The organism is Chlamydiales bacterium, from assembly GCA_041395025.1.
Lineage (GTDB): Bacteria > Chlamydiota > Chlamydiia > Chlamydiales > JAAKFR01 > JAJACP01.
This window is the reverse complement of sequence record JAWLBH010000001.1, coordinates 1,238,902-1,265,630: the sequence shown is the minus strand read 5'-3', so window position 1 is coordinate 1,265,630 and position 26,729 is coordinate 1,238,902. Positions and strand designations below refer to the sequence as shown.

The following is a 26,729-nucleotide window of genomic DNA, read 5'->3' as shown; positions in this document are numbered from 1 at the left end:
AACAGTTTTTCCACATTCTCATTCACAGAAAAAAAAAGAAATTTACATTGATTTTTGATATTGTTTCCAATCGAATGATAGATTAGAATTTATTTTTGTTTGATTTTGTAAAGCGAGCTCGAATCAAGCTATCCTAGTAAAAATTTAGGATATGAAATCACTTCACAGCTCACACTATCAATTATCATTTTATGTTTTTACGAAAATGTCGTCGAATTTTATGTAATGGATTTTGTCTTTTTAAAAAAAAAGGCCATTCTCTTACTACACAGGAATACTCTGCATTTGAAAAGGATCTACGTGCTCTAGATTCGGCTATCTTAAATAAGAAAAGAAAAGAAGCAAATAAACTTGCATTACAAATAACAAAGTTCATTAAAATCCATTTTCCTAAATCTTTATTCGAAAAAATCAAAGAAATCGTAGCTGCTCTTGGCTTTGCAATTATCGTCGCTTTTTTAATTCGTCAATTTTGGTTTGAGTTGTATGAAGTCCCTACTGGATCGATGCGTCCAACTATTGAAGAACTAGATCGGATGATTGTTTCAAAAACTACATTTGGATTGAAAATTCCATTCTTACAACGCTCACTTTTTTACTCTAATGATCTCATCAAAAGAGCTGGAATCATCGTTTTTACTGTTGCTGGTATGAATCTTCCTGATAGCAACATGCGCTATTTTTACCTCTTTCCGGGGAAAAAAAGATATGTGAAGCGCGCTATGAGCAAACCTGGGGATACAGTATATTTTTATGGAGGATATCTTTATGGAATTGATAAAAATGGTGAGCCAATTACTGAATTATCAGATCCTCTATTTTTAAAGAGATATGGCATCGATTTGATCGATCATCTCCCCTATATTACTTTTGATGGAAAAATGTCTGTGAGTCAACCAATTTATCCTAATATCTATGAATCTGTTGAAATTAAACAAATGAATCAATCTATTGGAAAAATGTCACTCAAACCAACAGGGAAAATTGAAGGGTATTTTTATGATGGAAAAAAATGGGTTTTAGATAGACCCGAAGCATTAACTTCTCCTCATGATACACCTGTCAGCTATAGTGAAATGTGGGGCATTCGTAATTATGCCATGGCTCGTCTTTTGACTAAAGAACAAGCAAAAGCATTTTATGAACAATTTTCCCATGATCCGGAAACAATCCTTTATTTAGAGCTTAAGCATACACCTAACTTCGCCTACCCTAAACCTGAAATGAGACAAGATGAATTGGGACGCATCCATCCAATGGTTACTCCTATGACAGCTTTAATTCCTTTATACCAAACTCATCTTGATGCTATTCAAAAAGCTTTGTTCACAGCACGTTTTTATGTTAAAAGCGGTCATGCTTATCGTTACCATGAACAAAAAAACATTCGACAACCTCTTGAATTTGATCCTAAATTTCCGAATGTGCCAGACGGTCTTTACGAATTTTATTATGGATTAGGCTACAAAATTCATAAAGGAGGAATTCGAACAGCTCTTCCTTCTAACCACCCTTTATATAATCAAGATCCTGATACTATACGAAAGCTTTTTAACCTAGGCATTGGATTTAATATGATTTTTGAACCAGTAGCTTCACAACAACCTTATAATCCACAAAGATTTGCTTTTTATCGAGATGGTGATCTCTATTTAATGGGGATGCCCGTCTTTAAAAAACATGATCCTGTCTTGATGCGTTTTGTAACCAGCGAACAAGAAAAAGAAGAAGCCTCACTATGTGAATCTCCTTACATTGCATTCATTGATCGTGGTCCGCCAATAAAAGATGGAGTGATTGACAGAAAATTTATTGAAACATTTGGTTTAAAAATACCTGATCATCATTTACTAGCACTAGGAGATAACTATGCAATGAGCGCAGATAGCCGTGATTTTGGATTTGTTCCTACTGAAAAATTAAGAGGAGCTCCACTATTTACATTTTGGCCACCTGGAAAACGTATTGGTTTACTTCCACAACCTTATTACGATTTATTTACTATCCCCAAAATGGTTATCTTATTTTTTATTATTATTGGTTCTTTCTACTACATCTTTTACATAAGAAAAACAAATAAAAGATCTTTGTTTGATAAAAAAGATTGAATTTTTAATTATTATAAATTATCGATCAAAATATAGAAATCTCATTTTCAAGAGCTTGATGCTCTTTTGATAGAAATTTCAGTAGATTCTCCATTAATGTCCCAATGAGTGCCGTCGAGACAACTATCACAAGTCATTTCAATAGCCAATACTTCACTACAAATATGATTTTTGTGAATAACAAGAGCTTGTTGGATTTTTTCTGAAGACTTCATTCGAACACAAATACGATCGGTTACAGCAAAATTTGCCTCGCGTCGCATTGTATTGATTTTATTAATCAATTCACGAGCGATTCCTTCGAGGATTAATTCTTGGGTAAGCCCAATATCAAGTACTATCGTGACATTCCCCGAATTCATGGCGACCCATCCTTGACGCACCTCTTGAACAATTTCCACATCTTCAGCTGTAATTAAAAAAGATTCATCACCAAATGTAAAGTTGATAGCTTCCCCATTTAAAAGAGCATGGATTTTTTCTTGTTCAAGTTTTTGAATTAAAAGCTGAGCTGCTTTCATATGTTTTCCAATTTTTTTTCCAAGAACACGGAAATTTGGTTTAACAGAAAGTCTGATGAAATCTTGATTTTCCCTATAGAAATAAACTTTTTTTACATTAAGCTCTTCAGTAATCAAATACTCCTCTCTTTGAAGAAATTGCAGTAGTTTCTCTTGATTACATACAACATGAGCAGATAGAAGAGGTTGACGTACTTTCAATTTATGTTCTTTCCTTAAAGAATGTCCTAAACTTACTACTGTCTGAAGAATATCCATTCCGGCTTCTAACTCAGGTTTTCTAGCCTCACAATCATAATTGGGATAGTCACATAAGTGGACTGAATCTGGCATACTATCAGTACGAATATTTCTATATATAGCTTCACTCAAAAAAGGAATAAAAGGTGCTGCAATTTTACATAATTCAACTAAAACACAATACAAAGTATGGAACGCTTGATTTTGATCAGATTTTTTTTCATCAGACCAAAAACGACGGCGACTACGACGAATATACCAATTGGTTAAAAGATGAATAAAATGAACAAAAGGCTCAACAGCTAAACTCAAATCATAAAGATCCATTCCATACTGCACATCAAAAATGAGTTTGTTAAGCTGTGCAATAATCCACTGATCAATGATCATTTCTGGTTTAAAACCACTAATATTAGGAGACCATGCATAAATCTTAGCATAGGTGATAAAAAAAGCATGTGCATGCCACAGAGGAATCAGCACTTGTCTTAAAACAACCTCAACTCCTCTTTCAGAAAAACGTAAATCATCTGCTTTCACTGCAGGACTATTAAGTAAATAGAGACGAACCGCATCAGCTCCATATTTATGAATAACTAAATCGGGTTCAGGATAATTTTTAAGACGTTTAGACATTTTATTGCCATCTTCAGCAAGCAAAATACCATTTGCAATGACATTCTTGTAAGGTGAGGTATCAAAAAGAGCGACTCCGATAACAAGTAGAGTATAAAACCAGGCACGTGTTTGATCCACTCCTTCAGCAATAAAATCTGCAGGAAATGCTGTTTCTGTCTCTCTCTTATTATCAAATGGATAATGATTCTGAGCATAAGGCATTGACCCTGATTCAAACCAACAATCAAATACTTCAAAAATTCGCTTAAAAATTTTACCATTTTTCTCAAAAGTCAATCCATCAATATAGTGACGATGAAGATCATGAACTTTTTCCCCAGTCAATTTTTCAAGTTCAGAAATACTACCAATTACATGAATCTCTCCATCTTCACTTCTCCAAATTGGAATTGGAGTTCCCCAGTAGCGATTGCGACTAATAGCCCAGTCACGTGCTCCTTCAAGCCAATGTTGAAATCTTCCTTCTTGGAGGTGATTTGGTACCCAATGGGTGCTTTTATTTGCAGTAAGTAATTGATTTTTAATTTTCTCAACATTAAGAAACCAAGTAGTAATCGCTTTATAGATAAGCGGAGTATCAGATCGCCAACAAAAAGGATAACGGTGACGAATTGTACCACGATAAAAAAGACGTCCAGATGCTTTCAAAGCATGAATGATTTTATGATCTGCTGCTTTAACAAACAAGCCCTGATAAGGAGGAATTTCATCAGTAAAACAGCCATTATTGTCAACTGGACAAACAAAGGGAATATTTGCTTTCTTACAAGCATAGAAATCAACTTCTCCAAAAGCAGGAGCTGTATGGACAATCCCTGTTCCTTCTTCCATAGAAACAAAATCATCCGCAATCACATGAAATGCTGTTTTTAAATGAGAAAAATAGGGAAAAAGGGGTTGATAACGCTGATTGACTAATTCTTTTCCCTTAAAAGAGGCAATAATTTTGATATTCTTAAACCATCTATCGACAGCTTTTTTAGCAACGATATAGAATTTTTCTTCATGAACGACTTTTACATATTCACTATCTTCAGATACAGTAGCAGCCATGTTTGAGATTAGTGTCCATGGAGTTGTTGTCCATACCAGAAGAGCAGTTTTAGGATCATCAATCAGTGGCAAAGTAACAACAATAGAAGGGTCATCTACTTCTTTATAGTTATCAGTTGCTTCAAAATTTGATATAGGTGTACCAAGCTTAGCTGAAAAAGGCATGACCTTAAAACCTTCATAAATCAAACCTTTTTGGTAAGCTTCTTTAAATACCCACCAAACACTCTCCATGAATGGAGGATCCATTGTCTTCCATGTTTTAGAAAAATCTACCCAACGCCCAAATCGCTCAACTTTTGATTCCCAGTCTGCAGTATAACGTAAAACAATCTTACGACACTCTTCATTGAATCTATTAATTCCAAATTTTTCAATCGAAGGAGCTCCTGATAGACAGAACATTTTTTCAATTTCATTTTCTACAGGCAATCCATGACAATCCCACCCAAAACGACGAGGGACATAATAGCCCTTCATGGTTTTATAACGAGGAATCACATCTTTAATGGTTCCTGCAAGAATATGGCCATAGTGAGGTAACCCTGTAGCAAATGGTGGACCGTCATAAAATGAAAAAAAAGGCCCTTTTTTAGATTTTTCAAGAGACTTTTCAAAGATAGCTCCTTTTTTCCAAAATTCTAGAATACGCTCTTCTCTTGAAGCAAATGTTTCATTTGCGATCTCTTTAAACATAATTACAGATATTGATTGGGGGCTTTAAAACTTTAGAATCATGCTGTTTTTTGATCTTTAAGTCTAGAGACCATTTTTCTAAATAACCATTCTATCCTTTTTAACCTCTTCTTGCTACCTAACTCTATTCCTAGTAAAAAGTAAAGACTCAATTCATACCCATAAAATCTGAGTAAGATATTTATAAAAATTTTTAATCACAATAGACTTTTTAGATCAGCTAAAATATAGTAAATTTTATGAAGATTGAAGAGCTGTTGATCGATCTGCTTGTGATCATTGGAAAATGTGAAATGCCTATTGAAAATTATCTCGCTTTGCGAAAAGGAGATATCTTGCTTATAGATCAAAGAGTTGAAGACTCTCTAATAGTTAAAGTTAGCGATGAGTCTTTCTTTAAAGGGCGACCAGGCTTAAGTGAAACACAAAAAGCGGTAAGAATTAATGAACGAATTCACACCTGATGAGATTGAAGGAATTGTCAAAGCCATCTCTGAAAAACCTCCGAAAGAGGGAGATAAAATTCCCCTACTCTCTCCAGGGAACTACGGTGCTATATCTAAAGTTATCTTTAATCCAATTGATGGAGAAAAGATAGCTCCTCTTTCTTTCTTATCAGACCGGGAAAAGGCGCATTTTGATAAACTCAAGGTTAATATTGAGGTAGTATTTGGTAGAAAAAAAATCTCTCTTAAAGAGCTAGCAGCTATCGAAGAAGGCTCTCTACTTCCTTTGGATGACTTATGCGATGATCTTGTTGAAATTCACATCAATGGGATCCAAATTGGACGAGGAGAAGTCGTAGCTGTAGATGGACAATTTGGAGTAAAAATTGTGAATTTTATTGGACAATTGTAATTTGAAAAGGCAAAATGAAAATGTATCTATAGGGGGTGTAAAGGTTTCGACTTAGAAGCAAAATATTAGATGCATGCGGAGGATATCGGTTGGCCTCCTAAAAAAACCGGTAAAAACGTTAAATGCCAAATCTAAGGCTAATAGCAAAGTTGAGTCTATCAGTAGTCATCCGCTTTTTCTTTGTACAAAAGAAGTGGTGGAATTTGCTGCTGCAGCTTAAATTTGCTTAGTTGTTGTCGAAACTTAACCGTTTAGATAACCCGGTTGTTTGAAGTTAAATCGAGGGTTTCAAAACAACTGTCATATTACTCGATATGAGATTTTTTATCGAAGGCTTCTAGGTAAGAATTCTCGAGATGAAATGAGGCCGATTAGTTCTATGAATGTGTTCAAATTAGGAGCTAATCTATGAATTGAGCACTAAGCATGTAGGATCTAATACGGAGTTTGCTAAGGACGAGAGTTCGATTCTCTCCACCTCCATTTTAAAAGCTGAGATTTATCTCAGCTTTTTTATCTCTTGAATGATCCAATAAAAGGCCAACGATCTTTTCTCTTTTATTTTACACATTGTCATCTCAACATCTTGATGGCGATAAAAATAATTCCCGCTCAAAAAATATCAAATCTAGCTCAGCTGTTATGGATAATAAATTTTATCCATGCGATCACCTTTTTAAATAATATTTCGACCATGTTCTTAAACTTATTTAGTAAATTAATCTCACAGTGTTTATGAGTTAGATCAAAAAATCAGTTTCATTGATCAAAAATATTTAGGCTAAAATTTTCTATAGGATTTAGCAGCAGTGGTTAGAAATACATTTTTCATTTTCTTAAAATATCTTAAATTTCCTATCTTGAAAAATTAAGTGGTTGACAGCGAAATGATTTTTTAGCGATAACGAGTGTAAACCTTTTTAACCTTTTTCTGGAGAACATATGAAAAAACTGATTTTTGGACTTGGAATCATGATTGCTGGGTTAACATGTTCTGTTGCCTCAGCAGATTATTATTATGGAGGTAATGATTGTTGCCCTCCTTCAAACAATTCCTCACCTGGCTCGGATTTTGATGGATTCTACATTGGAGGTAATCTTGGAGTTTTAACCAATACTTCTTTTATAGATGATCTCAATGGAAATGCAACCGGAGGATCTCGTAGTTTTTCTGAAACTGATTTCACAATAGGAGCTCAGTTAGGATACGACTGGAACTATGGATGCGGGCTATTTGGTCTTATTGTAGACTGGGATTGGGTGAATGGTAAAGAACATAGCCGTTATGCGGAAGATACTTTAAATTGGTTCTTAACAATCCGTGGCCGAACAGGAATCACTGTTTGTGATTGCTTATTTTACCTCACAGCTGGTGCAGCTGTTATCGATCTTGATAGTAAAATAACAGACTCAACTGCTTCTTATACATACAATCGTAGCCATTGGGGTTGGGTTGGTGGTATTGGAGCTGAGTATCTTCTTGGCTGCAACTGGTCTATAGGTATTGATTTGTTGTCTATGCAATTCTCCGAAAAAGTTGCTAATATTGAAGGAGCAGCACCATTGGAAATTGGAAATAGCAACTCTATCTATATGGGACGTGTGTTATTGAACTATCGCTTTGGAGATCTTTTTTGCGGATGCTTCTAATATAAAAGCGATCATTACTCATTAATGTAAAAAGGTTAGACCCCGTTTTTCGGGGTCTTTTTTTTTGATAAAATAATTACGCATTTTTAAATACTCAAATCATAAGTTTAGATAGTTTTAAAGATAGAAAAAAGGAACTGTTAGGGAGATTCCTATAATCACAGCTAGTGAACAAAAAAACATTAAGCGTGCCCACTTCTTATCGTTTAATCTATTAAACCCAATCAAAGCAATCAGTAGCCAAATCCCACCTAAAGAAACAACTATCCCAACATAGAATAGACTCACAGATTCAAAAAACAAAAGAAGAAGCGAAATACCTAGAAAACCCATTAGATAAAACAATATCTGTTTTTTAGTTGCTTCCATTCCTTTGATAACCGGTAAAACGGGAATAGAAGCTAAAGCATATTCTTCGAATCGATAGATAGAAATTGCATAAAAGTGAGGCATTTGCCAAAAAGAGATCATCAAAAAGAAAATTGAGATAGTTCCATTAATTTCAGGAATCACAGATAAATACCCTACTATAGGAGGAATACCCCCTGCAATGCTACCAACTAGAGTTGCATGAAAAGTATGATACTTTAAAAAAGTATAGAACATTAAATAGATCACCCAACCAGCCCATGCTAAACATACAGTCAATAAATTTGATCCTATAAGCAAAATACCACTGCCGATTAACCAAAGAAATCCTGCAAATATCAGCGCTTTTTCAACTGAAATATCTCCTTTTACAAGAGGACGATTTTTCGTACGCGCCATTTTAGCATCATGATGGCGATCGAAATAATTGTTAAGTACACAACCAGATCCTACAATTAAATTTAGTCCTGTTAAAACTAAAAAAAATACATTCCAGATGATATCTCCCTGCGCAGCTAACATAAATCCCCCAGCACATGTAATCGCATTCCCCATCACAATCCCTGGCTTGGTGAGTTTGAAATAGGAGATGAAATTGCTCATGCTATACCCTCACTAAATGTGGAACTAAGTGATAACTAAGATTATCCATAATCCATATAGTTCCGGTAAGAATAATTACCATTAAAAAGCACATGAAACAAAACAACATCAAGTTCCAACGAGGCTTTAATTCAATACCCAAATGGAGATAGCATATTAACTGTGAGATTCCTTGTGTAATTGTGAATCCCATTAAAATAGTGATCAATTTCCATCCTAAGATGAGATTTTCCACAACAATAAAGTAAGTAACTAATGTAAAAACAATCGAAAGAATGAATCCCCAAATGACAGGCTTAAAGCTAGTATTCCAATTATGACTAGGTTCAATCATTTATATTACTCCTAGTAAATAAACCACAGTAAAAATAAAGATCCAAATTATTCCTAAAAATTGCCAAAATATCCGTAAACATGTAAGACGTCTAATACTTACATCTGTTAAACCATATTTAATTACAGGTATCATAAAGACAATAAGCCAAAGTAAGGCAAATAGAAGATGTAAATTATATGTCCCAATAATTGTAAAATATATCGATAAAAAGGCACTCTGTTGCCAATTATATCCATGAATTACAAGATAAGAAAGTCCTTGGATTCCCATCCAAAAAAAAATAGTGCCTAATAAAAACACGCTTATAAAAAGAAATACTGTCCATTTTTTATCTCTTCGGTGGGCCATTACACTACCGAAACCCATCAGACAACTACTAATTAAAAAAACGAGTGTCTGCAAAAGAATATCTCGTAAATTGAATAGATCTCGACCTGAAGGCCCCTCAAAAACATTATGATGAAGCACAGCATACGTTGCGAAAAGAGTGGTAAAAAGCATGAAATCTGTCATAAGGTAGATCCAAAAACCAAAAATAGTCCTTGAATAAATTTGATAAGAATCTGCTTTTATCCTCTGATTCGAGGCTTTCATACGTGCCCTCTCCTTTTTTCAATCTTTCTGACTTCTTCAGCTGTCAGGGTATATTCGGTTTCTGATTGATAAAGTCGTCTAATAAGACAAGTAAGAATTCCAATAAAACAAATGCTGGCAAGCCAATAGAGATAAAATACCATTGCAAACCCTAAAAAAAAGCTGAAACACCCGATCAGTAGCCCAATTGAAGAATTTTTAGGCATATGAATATCATGATAGGAAGGAATTCTCTCTATTTTCAATTTTTTAGATTCCATAAACGCATCACGACTATCTACTTTTGGAATAGATGCATAATTATAAAAAGGTGGAGGCGAGCTAGTTGACCATTCGAGATTATACCCATTCCAAGGATCTGTCATATCTTCTCCTTTTTTTCGCTGTTTAATACTGACGTACAACTGAATCAATTGACAGATGAAACCAATAAATATTAATAGAAATCCTAAAAAAGCAATCATAAGTAGTGGTTGCCAATTAGGATTATTATAATGATTTAATCGCCTTGTCATTCCATCTAAACCAAGTAGATAGAGAGGTAAAAATGCAATAATAAATCCAAAAAACCAAAACCAAAATGCCCATTTCCCCCACGTTTCATTTAACCGAAACCCTGAAAACTTTGGAAACCAAAAAGTATAAGCAGAAAAAATCGCAAATAACACACCTCCAATGATGACTGAATGAAAATGGGCCACTAAAAATAAACTATTATGCAACTGAAAATCTACTGCTGGAATAGATAAGATGACACCTGCCATCCCCCCAAATGTAAAAATCACCACAAACCCAATAAACCAGTACATAGGTGTTGTAAACAAAACTCTTCCACGTGCCATTGTAAAAAGCCAATTAAAAATTTTTACTCCTGTTGGCACAGAAATTATTACAGTCATCATTCCAAAAAAAGCATTGACATATGGACCAGCTCCCATAGTGTAGAAATGGTGGAGCCAAACAATAAAAGAAAGAAAGGCAATTGCGATGGTTGCCCATACCATCGATGTATAACCAAAAAGACGTTTTTGTGAAAAAACAGGCACAATTTCAGAAAAAAATCCAAAAGCAGGTAGAATAAGGATGTAAACTTCTGGGTGTCCCCAAGCCCAAAATAAATTGATATACATCATTGGATTTCCCCCATAATCGGAGGTAAAAATATGCGTACCTAAAAGACGATCTGTTAAGAGCATGCCTGTTGTTGCTGTTAAAATAGGAAAAGCAAAAATTACAAGAACCATTGTCACAAGCACAGTCCACACAAAGATAGGCATCCGCATCAATGTCATACCTGGACAGCGCATTTTTAAAATAGTCACTAAAAAATTTACCCCAGAAAGAGTAGTACCTAACCCTGATATCTGAATCATCCATATCCAATAGTCCACTCCAACTCCAGGATTATATTTTAGCCCAGCAAGAGGAGGGTATGCACTCCATCCTGTACCAGCAAAAAAACCTAAGATAAGAGAAACAAGGATATAAAGAGATCCGGCGCTAAAAAGCCAAAAACTTATTGAATTAAGCAAGGGAAACGCCACATCACGTGCTCCAATTTGTAGCGGAATAATTAAGTTAATAATTCCAAAAATCACTCCCATTGCCACAAAAAAAATCATGGTTGCTCCATGAGCAGTAAAAATCTGTTGAAAATGATCAGCCCCCAAATATCCTAATGAATCGCCAAAAGCTATTGCTTGTTGTGCACGCATCATTCCTGCATCAATTAACCCTTTAAAAAGCATCATCGCGGAAACAATGAGATACATAATTCCAATTTTCTTATGATCTACAGTAGTTAACCACTCTCGCCAAAGCCATTTCCATTTTTTGAAATAGGTAATAGCTATAATGACAGTTAGGAGACCTAAAACCATTGAGGCTCCTGCCATATACTCAATCCAATCATGTTTAAATACTTCTGTAGTGAACCTACCTTGCCAAAAATTCATATATCCTCATTGTTTCTTAATGGCTTATATTGATTCAAAATCTTATCAAAAAGATCTTTCTGCTTAAGGTGGTAGGTAGCTATGGGGTGATTCGTAGTGGGTTGAACAAGCTCTTGATACACGGAATAATCCATTGAATCCGAAGACTCTTGGACTGTACTCACCCAATTATCAAAGCTCTCTTTTGATGTTGCATGTGTTTGAAATGTCATTTCAGCAAATCCTTTTCCACTAATATTCGCAGAATATCCTGTAAAATCCCCTTCTTGATTTGCAATTAAATATAGAATCGACCGCATAGCTGGCATCGCATAAATCTGTCCTCCAAGGTCAGGAATCCAAAAAGAATTCATCGGTGCCTCAGCTGAAATTTCAAAACGAATTGGCGTTTCAATTGGAATTTGAAGATAATTTACTGTTGCAATCCCTTCTTCCGGATAGAGAAATACCCACTTCCACTGAAGAGCAACCACCTGAATTGTAAGCTCTTTTTTATCTGTCTCAATTGGACGAAATGGATTAAGCTCAATACTTGTTTTCCAAGTCATCACACTGATAATAATGACAATAATAAAAGGAATACACCACCATATTACCTCTGCCAAGGTACTTTCTGCCCATTTAGGAGTGTATTTAGCTTTTTTATTACTTGCCCGATAAATCCAAGCAAATGCTAAACAAAGAACAATTGTCGGAATGACAATGAGAAGCATAATCAAAGAAGAATCAATTAAAAGATTTCTCTCTTTTATCCCAATTAAACCATCTGGTTTAAGGAGGGTAACGTCATGAATCATGAAATAGAAGATAGTGAAAATAACAATCGCAAGAAAAATTAAAGCAAGAAAAATGATGCGTATTTTTTTCATTATCAAAATGATATAGTTAATTTAATAGAAATTTTTTCAAGTCCATCTAACCTGATTCTTTAAAAATTTCTATTTAAACGAATCTTTGCTTTATTCAAAAAGAAATTATTTTTTATCGATAAAAAAAATATTGGACCAAGACGACTAAATGATTTTTTAAACCAATAGATAAATTTTAAAAATGGATCAAAAGAAGATGAAAAATCATAAGTGAAATCCTTTTCAATCTATTTAAAATTCGTAAGTGAATCCAAATAGCATGGTTTGAAAAGAAAAGTCATTTCTTCCCACTAAGGTGCACCATGACCCAAAAATCATATTCATTTTTTCATTAAAATTATATTCAATTGAAGGAGCCAAACTTAAAGTATAAGAAGAAGGTAGATGAGAAATGGGATCTTCTGGAAAAAAACTATGAAAAGCGGAACTATTTTGTTGTTCAAAAAAGATATCCATTCCACACCCCCATGATGCATTAAATTTATACTCAAAAGCAAGATCTGTAGTCAACTGTGCTCCGGGTTTGACTTCGCCCGGAAAATCAGTATAGACGTTTTTTCCCATGAGATTTGCTTTTGTATAGAGTGCATAATACACATTCAATGTCCATCTTAACGGATGAGATTGAAAATATGTCTGACTTGCAATGAACATCAAAAAAGTTGAAAAAGCACCAATACCTGATCCATCTCCTCCTCCAAACCATTCATCTAAAAAATCATATTTTCCCGAAGGAAATATCTCTCCCACTAAAAATCGAATCGTAGGAGCATAGCGAATTTTTCCTTCTTGTATCAGCTGAAAACCAAAATACGCTCTTATATCCCCAAAACTAAAACTACTTCTTCCCCGATTATGAATCTGATATCCAGGTATATCGAGAGTAAAATCGACATTCTTGATTAATCCATATGTCATCTGTAATTCAAATCCATATTTATTCATATTTACATCTGAAACTAACTGGCTCTGATTGTCATAAAATCCATTTAAATGGGTAAAAGATAAAAATATTTGGTGATCAAACAACCCTGTTTCTGTATTTAAAGCTGATGAAGCAATAACATTTCCTGCAAATACTGAAGCTTCTTGCTTCTCCAAAGCATCTAAAGAAAAAATTGTAGAAAAAAGGATAAAAAAAATACAAAGAGTCTTCATAAAAAAATTAATTAGAGAGATTTTTATCATTAATTAAAATATTAAAAAAACAAATACTATATGATCATAAAAAGATTGTTATTTTTTAACTCTTATTAATCTCAGCTAAATCATCTCTTATAGATCGATCTAAATTGAAGTTAAACCTAAGACATTTGCTTTACATAATCTCTGCTGCTAAAGCAGCCAGTTCAGAACGTTCTGTCTTGTCCATAAAAATATGACCATAGATCTTTTCTTTTTTAAAACACTCTACAAGATAAGTTAATCCATTTGAATGCTTATCTAAATAGGGATTATCAATCTGTGTTGGATCCCCAGTTAATACGACTTTCGTATCTTGACCAGCTCGTGAAATAATAGTTTTTACTTCATGAGGTGTAAGATTTTGTGCCTCATCAATAATCATATAAATCTTTGGTAATGTCCGACCACGGATATAGGTCACTGCCTCCATTTCCAATTTTTTACCTTCCATGACCCAACGTAATGTTTCATTAGGTGCATTATCATGTGACTGGCATAAGTATTCGAGATTATCGTAAATTGGCTGCATCCAGTGAGAAAGTTTTTCATCTTTCATGCCTGGTAAATACCCAATATCTCGACCTAAAGGAATAATCGGACGACTGACTAAAATCCGTTTATATATTCTCTCATCAAATACCTTCCTTAATCCTGCTGCTAAAGCAAGCATCGTCTTACCAGTTCCAGCAGGACCAATCATCGTAATAAGTTTAATCTCATCTCTTAGAAGAAGATCTATTGCACATCTTTGCTTAATATTTAACGGTTGAATCCCCCAAATACTCTCTGGACTCTCAATTAGAGAAACAATTTTTTGCCTATTTAAATCATATTTTCCCACAGCAAAAGAATCCTCAACCGCTGTCATCAGACAATATTCATTTGGGAAAAAAGAGTTTTCAGAAGATGAAGGCACTACCTCTCCATCTTTAAAAAACAGATCAATCTCATGTTTGGGAAGAAGGATTTTCCGATAACCCTTGTAGAGACCTTCATAAGAAAATTTTTGTTTTCCATAGTCTTGGGCTTTAAGACCCATAGCTTCAGCCTTAACTCTCATGGCTAAATCTTTTGTAACTACTACTACTCTTTCTCCACTTTCAAAAAGAAAATAAGCAGTCATCAAAATAGTGTGAGTAGTAGAGCTTAAAGAAATAGAAAAGTGTGAACTATGGGACTTTTTATTCACTTCTAGCTGAATCCGAATGCGAGTGCCGTTGGGCAAGATAATCCCTTGATAAAAATCTCCCTTACCCATCTTTTTAAGAGATTCAAAAGCCTGTAAAATCTCTCTGCTATTTTTAGGAAGTTCGCCACGAAAAGATTTTCTATCTCCAATTTCTTCAAGAACAGCTAAAGGAATCACTACATCGTTATTCCCAAAAGCAGTCAGTGCATCCGGATCGTGCAAGAGGACACTCGTATCAAGAACAAATGTTTGCCTATCAATCAAATTTTACCTCAAATTATTGAAAAAAATGTCATAATCTTATTACAAGAGTTTCAAGAAATTTATCAAAAGATCTCTCGAGAAATTCTCATCGTCTCATTTCTACGATCATCTAAAAATTAAAATATTTCTAATAATTTAAATTATCTAAATTGATATAAATATTCATATGCTTTTTTCAAAAGCATCTTTAAATTTAGCACTCTTTACATAAGACCGCTAAAAATACTTGCTTGAAATCTTTAGCTCGTTTAAACTAAAGTTAAATCAATAATTGAGGGCTCTATGAAAGTAAAAATCAACGAAAAACTCATCTGCATCCCTCCACATATTTCAACGACATGGGAACACGTCAAACTTCTTCAAGCAGAAGAGAATTCTACAACTAAAAAATATAAGTTAATTCTACGTCTTGCTGAGAATAAAATTGTGGAAATTCCAGAAATTGAAGCGGCTCTAATAGATATTGCTTTCTCTTCTCATATGAAATATTTGGAAGGAAAAAGCCGATCAGATAAACCTGAGGGAGGAAACAAGACATTTGGAAGTTTAATCCAACAATTAATGGGTCTATCTCCCGAGCAGCTTTCAAATATTCCTATTCGTTTTGGAATTTCTGGAGGCATTCCTGGAATTGAAAACCTAGAGTCTGCTTTTCAACATAACCAAGAGCAAGCAGATACTCCAGATATGCCATTAGAAGTCTTAGAAAAAGCAGTTGGAATGGCCAAATTGTTTATGGGGGGAGATTTGGAAGCATTTCCAAAACCTGAACCTCATTGTAACTGTACACATTGCCAGCTTGCACGTGCAATTCATCATATTCCTAAAAATGACATGCAAGAAGATAGTCTCGTGACCGAAGAAGATCTCAAGTTTCGTACTTGGAATATTAAAGAAAGTAGTGAAAGTGATAAAATTTATATTGTCACAAATCCTCTTGATTCTAAAGAACACTATACAGTTTATCTAGGGACTCCATTAGGATGTACCTGTGGGCAAGCAAATTGCGAACATATTAAAGCAGTATTATTACACAGTTAAGGATGTGAATGGCTCCAAGTGTTAAAAAGAACATGGAGACTTACTTGTCTTAATCCTATCTAAAATTATCAATCTAATTGATCTTATTTTTATAATTCATCCAATCTCTTTCTTCTTTTTTCCCTTGATATATTAAGATTGAATACGTACAAATTTAGATGAAATAAAATGAGGTGATCATGTTAAAAAAACTCTTTGTTATCTGCTTTTTCGCATCTTTTTCAATCGTTTTGAATGCAAACCAAGAGAAAACAAATTCATTATTTAAATCCTTTACAGGGAAAATAGTTGGTTCAAAAGTGCGTATGCGTACCCAACCCTCTGCAGACGCGCATGTGGTCTGTGAAACACGAAAGGGCCAGCTATTTGCTATCTTAGGTGAAGAAGGTGATTATTACATGATAGAGCCAAAAAAAGAGATGAAAGGATATGTATTTCGTACCTTTGTCTTTGATGGGTATGTAGAGGGTGATCGTGTCAATGTTCGCCTTTATCCAGATATTGATGCGCCTATTGTTGCAAAAATCAATACAGGAGACCGTGTTGAAGGTACTGTCAGTGATGTGAATAATAAATGGTTAGAGATTGATCTCCCTGCTTCAAGCCACTTCTATATTGCTAAAGAGTATATTGAAGATGTAGGTCCCGTCGAATTAATTGCCACTATGGAAAAACGCCACCGTGAAGCAACCCATCTTCTTAGTGCTGCATTTCTTTTTGCTCAAGGACAAATTCAGAAATCTTTTGAACAAATTGATTTCGATACAATTAATATGAATTTTGAAAAACTCACTAACAATTACTCAGATCTTCCTGATATTTTAGAAAGAGTCCAAGAAGCACATTCTGTGATTCAAGATATTTATGCTCATAAAAAAATGGCTTTTCTTGATAACAAAAATCAAAATCATCCTATCCAATTAACTCCTACTCATATTGATCGACTTGCTAAACTAGGGATTGCCATCGACCCTATTTACGAAGAGAACAAGTTTAAGTTTTCAGAAATTGGGGAAACTGCAGCTAATACAATGGGTGTAGCAAGCTTAAGTGATCAAGAAATCACTGATAAGATGCTGGCATGGAAACCTCTTGAAGATTCTTTTTTTCATCTCTGGCTAGCTCGTAATGAAGAGCAAGATATAGAAAGTTTTTATAATCTTGAAGAAGCTAATGCAACTATTCTTGCAGGCATTATTGAGCCGTACGACCGTCCAGTTAAAAATCGTCCTGGTGATTATCTCTTAAGAAATGAAACTCTTCCAATTGCTTTTCTTTATAGCACAAAAATTAACCTCGATCGACTGGTAGGGAAAAGAGTCACTTTGATGGCCTCTCCACGTCCTAACAATAATTTTGCCTTTCCAGCTTATCATGTCCTTTCGATAGAATAAGACGATAAATCAATAGGTCTCCTTCCTTAGGAGATCTATGAGATTGATCAATAGCTCATATGGTCTAACTTAACTTTTCCACGAAAAAGACGGTAGATAAAAAAGCCATAGCCAAAAACTAATGGCAAACCAATGAAGACAATCAATGAAAGAATGCTCAATGTCTTAGTAGAAGAAGCTGCATTAATTAAAGTAATACTGTTTAATTCAGGATTGATACTGGAACGAATTAAGTTAGGAAAAGAACCTAAGGCATAAAGGATTAAAAGCAAAGCAATATTGATGCAAGAACAAATAAATGCCCATCCATAACGATGCTTGTCAAATTCGCGAGGAATATTAGCTACTACGAAAATGTTAGCAAGTGCAATAAAAAAAAGATAAGAGCGCTCACGAATCGTCTCTACCATATGCTCTTGGTAGATTAAGGTGACTACGGTAGTAATCGCATAGGAGATAATGAAAAAAATTAATGTAGGACGAAGCCATCTTATCAATTGACTCTGCAGGCTTTTTTCTGTTTTCATCACAAGGTAAATTGTCCCGTGTAATGTGAAAAGAGAAAGAGTCAGAATCCCTACAAGAATAGGATAAGGACGTAGAAAAGTTAAAATCATCTCCCCAATATATTCATGATCTTCATTTAGTGGAATGCCTTGAATAAGATTACCCAAAGCGACCCCGAGCCCAAATGCGATCACGACACTCGCAAGAAAGAAAAGAACATCCCAAGAGGATCTCCACCATCTTGTCGGAAGCTTACTACGAAATTCAATAGCAACTGCACGAAAAATTAATGCAAATATTAAAAAGTAGATAGGGATATAGAAAGCGGAAAAAAAAGTCGCATAAGCAGAAGGAAATCCTGCAAACATACCTCCAACAACAATCACAAGCCAAACTTCATTTCCATCCCAAACAGGGCCGATTGCATTAAGAAAAATGCGTCTTTCTTCATCTTTTTTGACAAATAGATGTAAAGATCCCACACCTAAATCAAAACCATCAAGCATACCGTAACATGCTACTGATACTACAAAGACAATATACCAAAAAATCATCAAACCATATTCCCATGCCTCGATCATGATTTGCCCTCGTAAAATAAATGATCACATTTTTGAGATTCCACTTCTTCTGGTCCTTGTTGAATTTTACGATTGATTAGATAAATAAATAAAGTGAAGATTAAAGAATAAATAACTACAAATAAAATTAAAGAAAAAATCACCTGTCCTTTTTGGATGTTTTTTGAAACTCCATCCACTGTTTTTAATACATTATATACTACCCATGGTTGTCTTCCAATTTCAGATGAGTACCAGCCTAATTGGTTACCAATTTCAGGAAATAGAATTGAAATAACCAATAATCGGAGGGTATTTTTACTTTCTAAAAGTTTATTTCTTATCCAGGCAACTAATCCACAAAAAGCAGCCATAGCCATCATAATCCACATGAAAATCATTCCATGATATGTTTGAAATACAATGCTTACCGGAGGCCATAAATCTGCAGGAAATTGGTCTAAACCCATCACAGGTTCTTTCAAGTTACGATAAATCAATAAAGACAGCATACCTGGGATTGGAATCCCAATGACTTTTTTTTCTTTTGGTTTGACCATTCCTACTGCCCACATGGTTGTAGGTGCAGTGGTAGTGTAAACTCCCTCAAAAGCTGCAAGTTTAATAGGTTGGTTTTTGACTAATCCTCTTCCAGAAGAATCACCTGAAATTAACTGTAAAATCACACAAATGAATATAAAAACGAGAGAAATTTTAAATGATTTAGTTGCCATATCAAGGTAACGGCGTTTCAGAAGATAATAAGAACTCACACTAATAACAAGAAACCCTCCTGTCAACCAAGCTCCTATTAATACATGACATAATCGATCAATAGATGAGGGATTATTCAATACCTGCCAAAAATTCTCCATCACTGCATGTTGTGCTGATCCCTCACCGATAATTTTATATCCGTTAGGAGTCTGCATCCAAGAATTTGCAATTACAATCCATATAGCACTAAAATGGGCGCCTAAAGTCACCATAATTGTCGAAAAAAAATGGACTTTATGACTCACAAGACGCCAACCAAAAAGAAGCACTGCTAAAAACCCTGATTCTAGAAAAAAGGCAAAAATTCCTTCAGCACCTAAAATACTTCCAAAGACATCACCAACGAAACGAGAAAAGTGCGCCCAATTGGTGCCAAATGCAAACACCTGTACGAGGCCGGTTGCTACTCCAATAGCAAAGACAATTGCAAATATTTTTACCCAAAAACGAGTCATCCTCTCATAGACAGAATTTTTTGTTTTCAGATATGCTCCTTCCATAATGATGAGCATGAATCCCAAACCAATACTGATTGGAGGAAAGAGGTAATGAAAAGACACATTCAACGCAAATTGAATACGAGATAAAAAGGTAATATCCATCTTTTATCCTAAAATAAATTCATTTTTACTATGACGGATCTGATAAAAAAAACTCAACTAATTGGCATTTTGAATTGCACCCCTGATTCTTATTTTGATAAAGGACGTTTTACAACTACAAATGATGCGATTACTTATGGACTAAACCTCTTTAATGAGGGAGCTGATATTGTGGATATTGGTGGTGAATCGACCCAACCTCACTCTCATCCTGTTTCTGTAAAAGAAGAGCTATCTAGAATTATTCCTGTCATTGCAGGAATTCGAGAAAAAACTCATTTACCCATATCTGTGGATACATTCAAACCACCAGTAGCTGAGTTAGCTCTAAAAGCAGGGGCAAATATTCTTAATGATATCACAGGAGGGCAGGATCCTCAAATGGGCATGCTTGCTGCAAAAACAGGAGCTTTGATTATTCTCATGCATATAAAGGGCCCTCCTCATACTCAACCAGTCCCAAACTATCCTAAAGGAGTTTTAGGAGAAATCTGCACGTTTTTTAAAAAACGCATTCGCATGCTGCAACAAGCGGGAGTTAAAGATTCTCAAATCATTCTTGATCCGGGAATTGGAGGAGGTAGCTTTGGTAAAACTCCTGAGCAAAATCTGCTGATTCTTAAAAATCTTAAAACTTTTAAAGCTCTTGGCTATCCTATTCTTATTAGTCTTTCTCGAAAATCCTTTCTCCAAAAAATTCTTAAAAAAGAAGCATCTGAGTTGTTGTCAACAACTCTTGCCCTTAATACAATGGCGGCACTGGAAAGTGTAGATTATATCAGAGTTCATGATGTCTTACCTCATCGCTACATCTTGACTCTTCTTGAATATATGAAAAGTATTAAATGAAATGTTTGTAATGAATTTTATGATCTCTTTTTTAGAGGTTGTCATCATTTGGGTGATCCTTAACTACTTCCTAAAGTTTTTTTGGGGCACACGTGCTATGGATGTTGTTTTTGGTTTCCTTGCTTTTCTTGTCATTTTTTTTCTAGCTAGTTGGTCAGGTTTACCTGTGTTGGAAAAGCTCATGCTAAATGTTATGAATGTAGCTGTACTAGCAGTTTTTATCATTTTTCAACCCGAACTCCGTTTAGCTCTTTCAAAGGTTCGTTTAAAAGGACGTAAATACCGAGAAATTCATGAATTTGATCGTTTTCTTGATAACTTAACAAAGTCAGTCTATCACTTCTCAGATAAACAAATTGGGGCTCTAATCGTTCTTGAAAATCAAGATACCTATGAGGATTACTCTAGCTCTGCTGTTCAAATGAATGCTATCTTTTCTTCAGAATTATTAGAGTCAATTTTTATGACAACTACTCCTCTACATGATGGAGCAGTTGTGATCCGTGGTCTTCAAATTGTGGCAGCTGGTACAATTTTACCACTGGCTCATGAAACAGCACAGCTTACAAAATCAATGGGTACGCGACACCGAGCTGCTTTAGGTGCTAGTCAAAAAACTGATAGTCTGATTGTTGTTGTGTCTGAGCAAACTGGCAAAGTTTCTATAGCTCGTGATAGTATCTTAACTCGTGGAGTGAAAATAGACCGTTTCCGTGGCATTATTCGTAGTGTCTTTAATCCACCCGAAATGACAAAAAAACTTAAGCAGTGGTGGAAATGAAAGAATTATTCAACCGTTTATTCTTGAATTGGCCTCGTAAATTAGTCGCTCTTATTGCGGCTATTGTGATTTGGTTTTTGGTTAATCAAACAATTACAACAACTCGTACAATGGCTGATATTGCTGTGCGTATCATTAATCTGCCTCCTGACAAAGCCATTGTTGGACTTCTGCCAAATGGACTCTTAAACAAACGAATTTCTATTATGGTCACCGGATCTAAACCTACGATTCGTGACCTGTCTTCTTCTGATTTAGAAATTGTCATCAATGCTGATGGTCAAAAAGAGAGTTGGATTGCCAAAATTGATAAGCGTAATTTATTTAGTCTTAATCAGAATATTGATTTGCGTAAATCTATTACTGATGTCTTAGCTAACGATATTTACATCAAAATGAGTCGACTCATTACCGAAGATATTCCGATTACTATTACTAAACCGATTGGAGACCCTCCAAAAGGTTTCCAATTTCTTGATATCTGGCCAAAACAGCTTTTGCAAAAAATCAGTGGACCTGAAGAACAAATACGCGCACTCAAGGAACGGGAACTAGAAGTCACTTTTAATCTCAATAGAATTACCGAATCAGAACTAGAAACTCTTTATAATCGCCAAGGCAAGAAAGAAGAAGTCACCTATAAAATTCCAGATTCTTGGAAGAAAGTGGCCATTCCTTTCAAAGAAAATTCTCTTGAAGCAATGAATAACCCTCGTGCTGATTTACTTCGCATTGATTTTCTTAAACAAGAATTGATTCCAATTGGAAGTGATCTACCTATTATCATTTTTTTTCCTTTAAAATATAGTGGCACGATCAATCCAGAAACCTATTCTTTAGCTACAAATGATATTATTGTGAAAAAAAATGGATTAAAAAGACTCACTATCCCCCTCTATGTTCGTGATGTTAGCCATCTTTTTCTTGATGTAGTGCGTAATAATTGTATCCTGATTGTATTAGCTTCTCCTACGGCTAATATGGAAGAAGATCTTCAGTGGACGGTAGAGTGTGTAAATGAAAAAGTACTTGAAGATACCTTTGTTGAGGCCTCTTTTAAACAAGTAGAGGATGAGGAAGAGAATTTGACAAAATATAGTGAACAAATGATTCGCTACCGTTTTCGTGAATATCTAGACAATTTTGTTTTATATACTGAAGATGGATCTCTTCTCAATCTCCAAGCAAAATTAAATGCAAATACCATTACAATTAAGCAAGTCCATTCACATAAAGGATCATGAAATCGGTTGTTATTCTTAAAAGCCGACTTGAAGCGCGAGGAGGCCTTGAAAAATATACCCGTTATCTTGCTGCAGCCTTTGCAGAAAGAGGGTACACAGTGAAAATTCTTACCACTGGAAATTATCTATCTTGGGGGAAAATAGAAGTGATTTCTCTTGGTAAAACCTCAAAATTCTCTCTTTATCATCTTTGGAAATTTAATGTTCGATGCCAAAAATGGCTTCAAAAATATCCAGCTGATATCGTATTTGGAATGGAACGTAATACGTTTCAAACTCATTATCGAGCAGGAAGTGGAGTACATGCAATTTATTTAAAAAGGCGTATGATGATAGATTCCTGGTTTAAATCTTTTTCATGTTTCTTCAATCCCCTTCACCGCTATCTATTAAAAGTGGAAAAAATGATTTTTAACGATCCAAAATTAAAAATTTTGTTCACCAATTCTAATATGGTAAAAAAAGAAATCTTAGCTACTTATAAGATCCAATCTAAAAAAATCCAGGTGATCCATAATGGTGTAGAATGGGTGGAGAAAGAGCGACCATTCCAAGAAACTTTCTTAAAACCACGTAGAAAAGTTTTTCATTTCCTATTTGTTGGCAATGGCTTCAAACGGAAAGGTCTTGCTTTTTTACTGCGTGGACTTAAAACGATTAAAGACTCCTTTTTTCTTACTGTAGTTGGGAAAGATAAAAATCTCTCTTTCTATCAGAAGCTTGCTAAAAATCTTTGTGTTCGATTTGTTGGTGAACAAAAAGATGTGACTCCATTCTACCAAGAAGCCGATGCTTTAGTCATTCCTTCTATCTACGACCCCTTCTCCAACGTGACCTTAGAAGGTTTAGCAATGGGACTCTTTGTTGTCTCCTCAAAATATAATGGAGGACATGAGATTCTAACTCGGGAGACAGGAGTAGTAATTGAAAATTTAATGAATCCAAAAGCTGCTTTAGAACGTGCTTTTTTGTTTCCAAAAACTTTAGAACGAGCCACACTCATTCGTCAAAGTATTAAAGATTTAGATTTTTCTAACCAGTTAGATAAGCTCGTCTCTTTATCTCTATGTTAAATTATGTTTTTTTTCGGCTTTTTGGCTTTATAATCTCTATGCTTCCTTATTCCGCGATTCATGCTCTCGGGAGATTTTCTGGAAAATGGGCATATTACTTACACCGTCCCTTTAGAAAAAAAGCTCTTGCTAATCTTGCCATGGCTTATGGTAGCACGAAAACAGAGACAGAACGAAAAAATATAGCAATTGCCTCTTTTCAAAATGTAATGATTAGCCTTCTAGAATTTTATCGATTGAAAAGAAGCAAGGGAAGATTGACAGAAATTGTCACTCTTATCAAAAACAAAGAAATTTTTGATCTTTTGTCAAGAAAACAAGGTGTGATCTTTTTCACAGGTCACCAAGCAAACTGGGAAATCCCCTTTTTAGCTATGAATGACTATTTTCCAGGGATTGCTATTGGTAGACCGATTAAAAATCAATATCTATACAAATTCATCCTTTCTGTACGAGAGATGAATGGAGGAAAAATTATCATACCTAAACAGGCAATACGCGCAGGAATACGAGCGCTAAAAGAAGGAAAGTTCCTCGGGATTGTAGGTGACCAAGCATTTCCAAATAGCTCCTATTCTTATCCTCTTTTTGGAAAACGTGCATGGACTGCCTCTACACCTGCCCTTTTAGCTTACCGGACGAATTGTCCAATAGTCATTGGTATTACTAAAAGAGTGGGATCACATTACATAGTTAGTGGTTCTGATCCTATCTGGCCCAATCAAAGTATTCCGATAAAAATGGATGTGGAAAGAATGATGAATGAAGTCATGAGATATTTTGAAAAAAGTCTAAAAGAAACTCCAGAAGAGTGGATGTGGATTCATAATCGATGGAAACAAAAAGGGATTGATCATGTAAAGCGTATCTATCGGTATGAATCTATTCTTGTGATTCTTCCTAAGCATCCTGACCTCACTCTTGTCTCAACATTAAGAAAAATCTACCCTCATAGCTTCCTAACTTTTTATCTTCCGAAAGGTTTTATGATTCCCAATGAAGAGATTCGCTTATATCAAAATGAACAAGATCTTTTGCAAAGGGATTGGCGTTTTCAACTTGTACTTGATTTCTATCACTCATCTAAGGTCCGTAGACACTTTCGTAAACTTGGTGCTTTTCAAACATTAGCTCTGCCTCAAGAAAAAGAAACTGTAATTCATACTTTGGTAAAATTAGAATGCCCCATAACCGCTTTTTTATAGACCAATCTTTTGTAAAAGGAAAATCCCTCTATCTTCATAGCGAGACCCGCCATCTCCAAGTCATGCGTATTAGACTAGGCCAAGAAATTGAGCTGGTGAATGGAAAACATCAACTTGCAAAAGCTCGTCTGATCCATTCCCATATCGCTGAAATTCTTTCCGTAGAAGAAAAAGCTCCTCCCCCTCCTATTATTCTTTGCCAGGGGATTCCACAGGCTAATCGTCTAGATACAATCGTAGAGAAAGGCACAGAAATAGGCATGACAGAACTATGGCTTTTCCCAGGTCAATTAAGCAAAAAAACAACCGTCTCTCTTGATCGTTTAAAAAAAATTACCATCTCAGCTATGAAACAATGTGGTCGTCTTGATCTTCCAAAGATTGAGTTGAAACCTCCTTTGAATGAATGGTGTACAACTCCACTACCTGCTTATTTTGGAGATCTGTCAGAAAACACCCCTTTTGTTCTTTTAGCAAAAGCAAAAAAAAACATCTGTCTATTTATTGGCCCAGAGGCTGGTTTCACTTCAGAAGAAAAAAAATCTCTTCAATCACTTGGTGTGATAGGAGTAAGATTTCATCCATGGATATTGCGTACAGATACGGCTGCTCTTGTTGCCCTCTCCTTAATTACAGCTTCGCATTCAGAAAGAAATCTTGCTTAATATCTCTCATAAAAATTTTCCTCTCTTCTCTATTAAAAAATATTCTTATATTGATTTAAATTTACTGTACTTTAGTATGTTTTTATTTAAATAAGAACAAAAACAAATGAGCCACTCATCTCAAAGCGATCTAAGAGAGCTAGAAGCTATGACCAAAAACTACTTAGAATGCTTACTCGAAATAGATGGTATTCCGAGTAACCAAAGAGCTGAACAACTAGGAAAGATTCGAATGATTGTCAATTCAACATTATTGTTTATTGGCATAGCTGCAGCTTATGGATATTTTGCAGGTCTCCCCTTAGGGATTAGTACAATCGCTCTATCTGGATTGTCTTTTGTATTTACCTTAGCTATGGGTGAATTTAAAAAACGTAAAATTTATCTAATTTTTCAAACATTGCTTATGATAAGCTTCATCGTACTTGGTAGTATGCATATTTCAGGGTTCATCACAGTCACTCAATTAGGAAAATCTCTTATTGGAAGCCCTTTTTTTTGTTTATGCATTTCTGAGATATTTAGAAAATGTTGCAAAGAACATACAAGAGAAAAAATAGATATTAACCAATCATTTAACTCTAATTAAAACGAATTGTTCCACACTGACTCATCATAAGAGAAATAAAAAGCGTATCCTTTTTCTGAAGTTGATATACAAACTTATAAAATGCGATTTTCTTGTAAGACCATCGTCTATCAATCTAACAGCCTAACTCAAATATTTGTTACAATCTAAAAATGTATTCTCTTAGAACGCTATTTAAAAATAAAAGCTATTGAAATGGTCACCTCGATCCTTCGATATACCTACAAACACCATGAACGTATTTTATCTGTCTCATAAAAAGAAAAATAGATAGAATGTATCTCCTCTTAAGCCTAAAACTTAGATAGAATC

The 26,729-nt window shown here is 34.9% G+C and carries 23 protein-coding genes and 1 other RNA gene; 14 read left to right on the top strand and 10 right to left on the bottom strand.

All coding sequences use genetic code 11. The annotated features are described in order from the left end of the window. Window positions 1–191: 191 nt before the first annotated feature. On the top strand, window positions 192–2,108 hold the full coding sequence (gene lepB, locus R3E91_05815) for a signal peptidase I (protein MEZ5315702.1): 1,917 nt from the start codon (window positions 192–194) through the stop codon (window positions 2,106–2,108). Window positions 2,109–2,155: 47 nt separating this feature from the next. Here the strand turns inward: lepB and ileS are convergent, their stop codons facing one another. Next, window positions 2,156–5,257: an isoleucine--tRNA ligase gene (gene ileS, locus R3E91_05810; GenBank protein ID MEZ5315701.1), complete on the bottom strand. Its 3,102-nt coding sequence runs from the start codon at window positions 5,255–5,257 to the stop codon at window positions 2,156–2,158. 239 nt (window positions 5,258–5,496) lie between these two features. Between ileS and R3E91_05805 the strand changes: the two genes are divergently transcribed. The 4 genes from R3E91_05805 (at window position 5,497) to R3E91_05790 (ending at window position 7,765) form a co-directional block, all read left to right on the top strand. Then, entirely contained in the window at window positions 5,497–5,721 is a 225-nt protein-coding gene (locus R3E91_05805; protein ID MEZ5315700.1) for a FliM/FliN family flagellar motor C-terminal domain-containing protein, read from the top strand. Then, window positions 5,702–6,115 (top strand): FliM/FliN family flagellar motor switch protein, encoded by a 414-nt coding sequence (locus R3E91_05800; GenBank protein ID MEZ5315699.1) that lies wholly within the window; start codon window positions 5,702–5,704, stop codon window positions 6,113–6,115. The genes R3E91_05805 and R3E91_05800 overlap by 20 nt, the downstream gene beginning before the upstream one ends. Window positions 6,116–6,146: 31 nt before the next feature. Then, window positions 6,147–6,601, top strand: a transfer-messenger RNA (tmRNA) gene (gene ssrA / locus R3E91_05795). 456 nt (window positions 6,602–7,057) lie between these two features. Continuing rightward, complete coding sequence (locus R3E91_05790; protein MEZ5315698.1) at window positions 7,058–7,765, top strand: outer membrane beta-barrel protein; 708 nt, start codon at window positions 7,058–7,060, stop codon at window positions 7,763–7,765. Between the two features lie 117 nt (window positions 7,766–7,882). Here R3E91_05790 and cyoE read toward each other — a convergent pair whose 3' ends face one another. From cyoE to R3E91_05755, 7 genes are all read right to left on the bottom strand, one after another. Beyond that, window positions 7,883–8,737: a heme o synthase gene (gene cyoE / locus R3E91_05785; protein ID MEZ5315697.1), complete on the bottom strand. Its 855-nt coding sequence runs from the start codon at window positions 8,735–8,737 to the stop codon at window positions 7,883–7,885. A gap of 1 nt (window position 8,738) precedes the next feature. Beyond that, the gene (locus R3E91_05780) at window positions 8,739–9,071 is read right to left on the bottom strand and encodes a cytochrome C oxidase subunit IV family protein (protein ID MEZ5315696.1); all 333 of its coding nucleotides are present in this window, start codon (window positions 9,069–9,071) and stop codon (window positions 8,739–8,741) included. Beyond that, window positions 9,072–9,668, bottom strand: coding sequence for a cytochrome c oxidase subunit 3 (locus R3E91_05775; protein ID MEZ5315695.1), 597 nt, complete (start codon window positions 9,666–9,668; stop codon window positions 9,072–9,074). Further along, window positions 9,665–11,623, bottom strand: a complete 1,959-nt coding sequence (locus R3E91_05770) for a cbb3-type cytochrome c oxidase subunit I (GenBank protein ID MEZ5315694.1) — start codon at window positions 11,621–11,623, stop codon at window positions 9,665–9,667. Before R3E91_05770 ends, R3E91_05775 begins: the two co-directional genes overlap by 4 nt. After that, window positions 11,620–12,492 (bottom strand): ubiquinol oxidase subunit II, encoded by an 873-nt coding sequence (gene cyoA, locus R3E91_05765; GenBank protein ID MEZ5315693.1) that lies wholly within the window; start codon window positions 12,490–12,492, stop codon window positions 11,620–11,622. The genes R3E91_05770 and cyoA overlap by 4 nt, the downstream gene beginning before the upstream one ends. Before the next feature lie 231 nt (window positions 12,493–12,723). Next, complete coding sequence (locus tag R3E91_05760; protein MEZ5315692.1) at window positions 12,724–13,650, bottom strand: hypothetical protein; 927 nt, start codon at window positions 13,648–13,650, stop codon at window positions 12,724–12,726. A 160-nt stretch (window positions 13,651–13,810) separates the two neighbouring features. After that, the gene (locus R3E91_05755; GenBank protein ID MEZ5315691.1) at window positions 13,811–15,130 is read right to left on the bottom strand and encodes a PhoH family protein; all 1,320 of its coding nucleotides are present in this window, start codon (window positions 15,128–15,130) and stop codon (window positions 13,811–13,813) included. Between the two features lie 282 nt (window positions 15,131–15,412). On the opposite strand from R3E91_05755, the gene R3E91_05750 reads away from it, so the two are divergent. Both R3E91_05750 and R3E91_05745 read left to right on the top strand, forming a co-directional pair. Then, window positions 15,413–16,171 (top strand): hypothetical protein, encoded by a 759-nt coding sequence (locus R3E91_05750; protein MEZ5315690.1) that lies wholly within the window; start codon window positions 15,413–15,415, stop codon window positions 16,169–16,171. 179 nt (window positions 16,172–16,350) lie between these two features. Beyond that, complete coding sequence (locus R3E91_05745; GenBank protein ID MEZ5315689.1) at window positions 16,351–17,565, top strand: hypothetical protein; 1,215 nt, start codon at window positions 16,351–16,353, stop codon at window positions 17,563–17,565. Between the two features lie 47 nt (window positions 17,566–17,612). On the opposite strand, the gene cydB is transcribed toward R3E91_05745, so the two are convergent. Both cydB and R3E91_05735 read right to left on the bottom strand, forming a co-directional pair. Continuing rightward, on the bottom strand, window positions 17,613–18,653 hold the full coding sequence (gene cydB / locus R3E91_05740) for a cytochrome d ubiquinol oxidase subunit II (GenBank protein MEZ5315688.1): 1,041 nt from the start codon (window positions 18,651–18,653) through the stop codon (window positions 17,613–17,615). Then, the gene (locus R3E91_05735; GenBank protein ID MEZ5315687.1) at window positions 18,650–20,011 is read right to left on the bottom strand and encodes a cytochrome ubiquinol oxidase subunit I; all 1,362 of its coding nucleotides are present in this window, start codon (window positions 20,009–20,011) and stop codon (window positions 18,650–18,652) included. The genes cydB and R3E91_05735 overlap by 4 nt, the downstream gene beginning before the upstream one ends. A gap of 30 nt (window positions 20,012–20,041) precedes the next feature. Here R3E91_05735 and folP point away from each other — a divergent pair, with 30 nt between their 5' ends. The 7 genes from folP to R3E91_05700 all read left to right on the top strand — a co-directional run bounded on the left by folP (window position 20,042) and on the right by R3E91_05700 (window position 26,417). After that, entirely contained in the window at window positions 20,042–20,860 is an 819-nt protein-coding gene (folP, locus tag R3E91_05730) for a dihydropteroate synthase (protein ID MEZ5315686.1), read from the top strand. 10 nt (window positions 20,861–20,870) lie between these two features. Continuing rightward, complete coding sequence (locus tag R3E91_05725; protein MEZ5315685.1) at window positions 20,871–21,641, top strand: diadenylate cyclase; 771 nt, start codon at window positions 20,871–20,873, stop codon at window positions 21,639–21,641. Then, window positions 21,638–22,885 (top strand): hypothetical protein, encoded by a 1,248-nt coding sequence (locus R3E91_05720; protein ID MEZ5315684.1) that lies wholly within the window; start codon window positions 21,638–21,640, stop codon window positions 22,883–22,885. Before R3E91_05725 ends, R3E91_05720 begins: the two co-directional genes overlap by 4 nt. After that, complete coding sequence (locus R3E91_05715) at window positions 22,882–23,958, top strand: glycosyltransferase family 4 protein (protein ID MEZ5315683.1); 1,077 nt, start codon at window positions 22,882–22,884, stop codon at window positions 23,956–23,958. The genes R3E91_05720 and R3E91_05715 overlap by 4 nt, the downstream gene beginning before the upstream one ends. After that, window positions 23,952–25,163: a hypothetical protein gene (locus R3E91_05710; GenBank protein ID MEZ5315682.1), complete on the top strand. Its 1,212-nt coding sequence runs from the start codon at window positions 23,952–23,954 to the stop codon at window positions 25,161–25,163. Before R3E91_05715 ends, R3E91_05710 begins: the two co-directional genes overlap by 7 nt. Continuing rightward, the gene (locus R3E91_05705; protein ID MEZ5315681.1) at window positions 25,139–25,828 is read left to right on the top strand and encodes an RsmE family RNA methyltransferase; all 690 of its coding nucleotides are present in this window, start codon (window positions 25,139–25,141) and stop codon (window positions 25,826–25,828) included. Before R3E91_05710 ends, R3E91_05705 begins: the two co-directional genes overlap by 25 nt. A 106-nt stretch (window positions 25,829–25,934) precedes the next feature. Next, window positions 25,935–26,417, top strand: a complete 483-nt coding sequence (locus R3E91_05700; GenBank protein ID MEZ5315680.1) for a hypothetical protein — start codon at window positions 25,935–25,937, stop codon at window positions 26,415–26,417. The last annotated feature ends 312 nt before the right edge of the window (window positions 26,418–26,729 follow it).

Coding starts and splice junctions, on each gene's coding strand:
- R3E91_05750 (MEZ5315690.1), top strand. CDS start 15,413: ATGAAAGTAAAAATCAACGAAAAACTCATCTGCATCCCTCCACATATT.
- lepB (MEZ5315702.1), top strand. CDS start 192: ATGTTTTTACGAAAATGTCGTCGAATTTTATGTAATGGATTTTGTCTT.
- R3E91_05715 (MEZ5315683.1), top strand. CDS start 22,882: ATGAAATCGGTTGTTATTCTTAAAAGCCGACTTGAAGCGCGAGGAGGC.
- ileS (MEZ5315701.1), bottom strand. CDS start 5,257: ATGTTTAAAGAGATCGCAAATGAAACATTTGCTTCAAGAGAAGAGCGT.
- cydB (MEZ5315688.1), bottom strand. CDS start 18,653: ATGATCGAGGCATGGGAATATGGTTTGATGATTTTTTGGTATATTGTC.
- R3E91_05700 (MEZ5315680.1), top strand. CDS start 25,935: ATGAGCCACTCATCTCAAAGCGATCTAAGAGAGCTAGAAGCTATGACC.
- R3E91_05775 (MEZ5315695.1), bottom strand. CDS start 9,668: ATGAAAGCCTCGAATCAGAGGATAAAAGCAGATTCTTATCAAATTTAT.
- R3E91_05720 (MEZ5315684.1), top strand. CDS start 21,638: ATGAAAGAATTATTCAACCGTTTATTCTTGAATTGGCCTCGTAAATTA.
- R3E91_05805 (MEZ5315700.1), top strand. CDS start 5,497: ATGAAGATTGAAGAGCTGTTGATCGATCTGCTTGTGATCATTGGAAAA.
- R3E91_05790 (MEZ5315698.1), top strand. CDS start 7,058: ATGAAAAAACTGATTTTTGGACTTGGAATCATGATTGCTGGGTTAACA.
- R3E91_05760 (MEZ5315692.1), bottom strand. CDS start 13,650: ATGAAGACTCTTTGTATTTTTTTTATCCTTTTTTCTACAATTTTTTCT.
- R3E91_05800 (MEZ5315699.1), top strand. CDS start 5,702: ATGAACGAATTCACACCTGATGAGATTGAAGGAATTGTCAAAGCCATC.
- R3E91_05780 (MEZ5315696.1), bottom strand. CDS start 9,071: ATGATTGAACCTAGTCATAATTGGAATACTAGCTTTAAGCCTGTCATT.
- R3E91_05725 (MEZ5315685.1), top strand. CDS start 20,871: ATGAATTTTATGATCTCTTTTTTAGAGGTTGTCATCATTTGGGTGATC.
- R3E91_05735 (MEZ5315687.1), bottom strand. CDS start 20,011: ATGGATATTACCTTTTTATCTCGTATTCAATTTGCGTTGAATGTGTCT.
- cyoA (MEZ5315693.1), bottom strand. CDS start 12,492: ATGAAAAAAATACGCATCATTTTTCTTGCTTTAATTTTTCTTGCGATT.
- R3E91_05705 (MEZ5315681.1), top strand. CDS start 25,139: ATGCCCCATAACCGCTTTTTTATAGACCAATCTTTTGTAAAAGGAAAA.
- R3E91_05710 (MEZ5315682.1), top strand. CDS start 23,952: ATGTTAAATTATGTTTTTTTTCGGCTTTTTGGCTTTATAATCTCTATG.
- folP (MEZ5315686.1), top strand. CDS start 20,042: ATGACGGATCTGATAAAAAAAACTCAACTAATTGGCATTTTGAATTGC.
- R3E91_05745 (MEZ5315689.1), top strand. CDS start 16,351: ATGTTAAAAAAACTCTTTGTTATCTGCTTTTTCGCATCTTTTTCAATC.
- R3E91_05770 (MEZ5315694.1), bottom strand. CDS start 11,623: ATGAATTTTTGGCAAGGTAGGTTCACTACAGAAGTATTTAAACATGAT.
- cyoE (MEZ5315697.1), bottom strand. CDS start 8,737: ATGAGCAATTTCATCTCCTATTTCAAACTCACCAAGCCAGGGATTGTG.